At 63.3% G+C, this 3396-nt stretch carries 5 protein-coding genes; all 5 read right to left on the minus strand.

All coding sequences use genetic code 11. The annotated features are described in order from the left end of the window. Positions 1-212: 212 nt before the first annotated feature. Positions 213-1592, minus strand: coding sequence for a phage major capsid protein (locus ACLP9N_RS30850; protein WP_442410936.1), 1380 nt, complete (start codon positions 1590-1592; stop codon positions 213-215). Positions 1593-1862: 270 nt separating this feature from the next. Beyond that, a complete protein-coding gene (locus tag ACLP9N_RS30855) occupies positions 1863-2063 on the minus strand; it encodes a hypothetical protein (RefSeq protein WP_442410937.1) in 201 nt (66 codons plus the stop codon). 193 nt (positions 2064-2256) lie between these two features. Then, positions 2257-2481 carry a hypothetical protein gene (locus ACLP9N_RS30860; protein ID WP_442410938.1) on the minus strand — a complete coding sequence of 75 codons (225 nt, stop codon included), beginning with the start codon at positions 2479-2481 and terminating at the stop codon, positions 2257-2259. Positions 2482-2638: 157 nt separating this feature from the next. Beyond that, positions 2639-2953: a GIY-YIG nuclease family protein gene (locus tag ACLP9N_RS30865; protein ID WP_442410939.1), complete on the minus strand. Its 315-nt coding sequence runs from the start codon at positions 2951-2953 to the stop codon at positions 2639-2641. Then, positions 2950-3396, minus strand: a 447-nt coding sequence (locus ACLP9N_RS30870; RefSeq protein ID WP_442410940.1) for a restriction endonuclease, incomplete at its 5' end; no start/stop codon positions are given. The genes ACLP9N_RS30865 and ACLP9N_RS30870, both read right to left, overlap by 4 nt.

The raw sequence follows: 3396 nt of genomic DNA on the forward strand, positions 1-3396 counted from the left end.
AGATAACTAAGGCCAACCATCCTCGCCAGTCACTAGGCAATGTCCAGATGGCAACGGCCCTGCCGTCCCGACTGGCCGACGGCGATACCCATCGAGCCGGTCCCGCCAAGCAAGTCCGCTAATCCGCAGTCAGTCCGCAGTTGTTTCGACGACAAGAAGTCAGCCATATTCCCTGTCCGCCTTCGTTCGGGAGGAAGAGCCCGTGGATCTCTTCACCACGTCGGTTCCGTCAACCCCGAGATCTCGACGATGCTTGCCGGGTAGCGAGCTGCCGAAAAAGCCAAATAACCGTAAAGCTGCAACAGCACCGTGAGGTTCTGCGCCTTGGTCTCCGGCAGAACACGCGCTCTGATTCCCGACTCCCACAACACAACGTCGGATGCGCGCAGCACATACACCGGGTCCTCATCGCCGCCCGTGCCCAGGTTGGTCTCGATATTGGGGTCGGTCACCACCGGCAGGCCTTGGATACTGCCAACTACCTGCTGGCTGGCGACCTCCTCCAAAATGCCGGCGGCGTTCCACGGGCGGTTCGCGTCGGGTAGGAACAGCGGCCGCTGGTTGGCGTCCAGCAGCGATAGGAACCAGCCCCAGCGCCGCGGGTGCATCACGACAACCTCGGGCGGCTGAAAGCGGGTGGTGTGCACCGTCTGGATGGCGTTGGCGATGGCGCTGTAGACACCTTGGATGTCGACGGTGGATACGGCGATGGTGCCGATGTTCGGCGTGTTGTTCACGCCGAGCACTTGGCCGTTGGTGCCGCTGCCATACAGGCACTGCTTGTCAAGCTGCGTGGCATAGTCGGCGATTAGATCCCTGAACACCAAGTCGTCGAACGCAATTGGGCTCTGGTCGAGAAGTTGGATAGCGACACCTTGCTGGCCGGAGATCGTCCGAACCGCCGCGTTGATGAAGGTGTCGGTCAGATCCACGTCGGTGACGGGCGTGTTGTCCGCGGTCTGGACGGCGGTGGCCGTCCCGGTCAACACCTTCGGAATGTTGATCGAGTCGGTGCCACTCGGAAGCGGCTGACGCTGCACGAGGTTCGCGAACGCCCGGCCCGGGCGTGCCAGCTCGATGTATTGGTTCATCAGCCAGGCGGGCGGCACGGCGTAGCCGCCGGAGCCGTCGACCCGGGACAGATCGCGGTGTTCTTCGAAGGCGGGATGATCGACGACCTGCTGGGCGTGGCTGGTGAGGCGGGCGCGGGACTCGCCGTCGCTGTCCAGGTTCATCGACAGCCGGATCAAATCGCGGCACCAGGACTGGCGTTGGTCGCCGCGCCGATAGACGAGGTCGCGTGCGTCAGCGTGGTTGTTCATGGGGTTCCTTGCAGCGGTCTGTGGATTCAGGCTCAGCCGCGCTAGATGCGCCGGCATCACGCTGCGCTCGAGGTCTGCGCGGTACTCAGCGATCTGCTCGCCCAGCCCGCGCAGGTCCGTCATCGCGTGGCGGTAGCGGTGCTGCTCGCCCTCGTTCATTTCGCGGTTGGCGGCTCTGCACCCCATGAGCAATTCTTCACAGGTGCTGCGGATGGATTCGCGGCGCTGCTCGAGCTTGCGAAGGGAGTCATGAGTAGGGGTGCCGGCCATAATGGCTCGCTTTCGGGTGGGCGGAAACCGACATCGAAGAAACAAGGTGCCGGTTTCCGCGCACGTCAATGGATTGGGTGGAACGCCCGTTCCATTGGCGGCACCCTTCGCCACCGCCGCGTCGAGAGTGCCTCCGGCCCGGTCGTCACCGGGCCTCCCTCGTTACACCGAGTTACCGCCGCATTGGATGGCTGAACACATCATAGAACACGATGACAACCGGCGTTGTCACTGCGCACCGACGCGACTCAACGACCGGCGCGCCAGTTTCTAATTCTCGGTGCCGGGCGGGATGCGGACCTCGGACACGAAGCCGGCCTCCACTGCCGAAGGGATGCCTTCGGTTGAAGCGGGCTGGTGCCCCTTGGCCCTTTCAGTAGCCAGCGCTCCATCGAGAGCGTTCGCCACCGCATGACAGCTCGGGTTGGTGCAGGTATTCGCGTGCTCGCGGGCTTTGTCGAAAAGGGACATGGTTTCGTCTCTTGATTCGTCGGAATCACACGAAGGCCATATTGGCGGGTACAGCCACACCGGCCACCCGCTAAACGTCGCTTAGCGGCTGAATCAGGCCGACTTTTTCGGGGACTACGGCGAGCTGGCGGCGCAGCGCGACAGCACATATGCGCGGCGAGGGATGACGAGCGCGGGGCGAGCCTGGGGTCTCTCAGGACTTGTGGCTCATCGGCGCCTGCCACGACGACCCCGCATTGTTGACCGGCCCGTCGATCGGCAGCACGCCGTGCAGCGTGCACGTCGCCGACCATCGACCCAGCGCGTCGCGGCCCCACAGAACGGTGCACCCGTTCGGCAGGGTGCCGACGTTCCACTCCGACCCGTCGCGGCCGTGCAGGGCGTTGCCCTTCCCGGCCGGGTTCCAGCTGTACTGCATCGCTATCTTCCTTTTCACTCCTGTCCGGCATCCTGCCGTGACGAGGGGAACGCCGGGCATCGCAATTCACCGGCCAGCGCCCACGGAGCTGTCCCCAGGTGGCATTCAGTGTGCCGCTCGAGGGGCGCGCCCGACCAGGGTCTGCACGTCAGCATCCTCATTCCAGCGGGTCGCCTCTCCAGCGCGGCGCGAGGTTGTACCCGGTAGCGGGATTGTTCGCGCCAAGCTCGCGGATCAGTTTGATTTCCATCGCGAGGGTCTCGGCTTTGGTGGCTGTCTCGGATTCCCACAAGATCTCTTTGCGGACGGTCATGTCGAGTCGCTGGTCGGCGTGGTCCGCTTCGATCAGAGCTTTAGCGGTCGGGCTGCCGAAGTATGAAATCGCTCCAGTGAGATCCGAGCCGACGTAGATCTTGCCGTTCGGGTAGGTGATCTTGTAAACCTGCTTGCGCGGCATCGGGGTCGAGTTCACTTTGGTTCTAGCGATTTGAAGTAGTCGGCGTCGATAGCGACGTCTTCAACAGTCCTCGGCGTAGTGGTGACGCCAATCGCATATTCCTTGAGTAGCTCGCACAGGCGATCGCCATCGATCAGGTCGACGGGTGGTGCTCCGTCCCGGCGAGATTCGGCACGCGCGTCAGTCGTGAAGGTGCCAGTCGTTATCAGCAGACCCTTCTCGCCACGACCTGCCATCGCACCACGGAAGTCCCTCACCGCAGATGGGCCGACGCTGCCCGAATAACGCTTGCACTGAAAGAACACCGGAAAGCTCAGAAGCGAGATCTCGTAGACACCACGACCATCGATGCCACCATCGCCAGCCCGTCCGGTAACTACGGGGCTGGAGACCCCAGCCTCTCGCAGGAGTCGCTGAGCCAGTCGCTCAAAGGCGTGCGGCGACATACTCAGTAACGT

Source organism: Mycobacterium sp. (assembly GCF_052144515.1).
Taxonomy (GTDB): domain Bacteria; phylum Actinomycetota; class Actinomycetes; order Mycobacteriales; family Mycobacteriaceae; genus Mycobacterium.

What these genes read in the sequence shown, in the direction of transcription:
- ACLP9N_RS30850 (WP_442410936.1), bottom strand. Translation starts at nt 1,592, where the DNA reads ATGGCCGGCACCCCTACTCATGACTCCCTTCGCAAGCTCGAGCAGCGC.
- ACLP9N_RS30855 (WP_442410937.1), bottom strand. Translation starts at nt 2,063, where the DNA reads ATGTCCCTTTTCGACAAAGCCCGCGAGCACGCGAATACCTGCACCAAC.
- ACLP9N_RS30860 (WP_442410938.1), bottom strand. Translation starts at nt 2,481, where the DNA reads ATGCAGTACAGCTGGAACCCGGCCGGGAAGGGCAACGCCCTGCACGGC.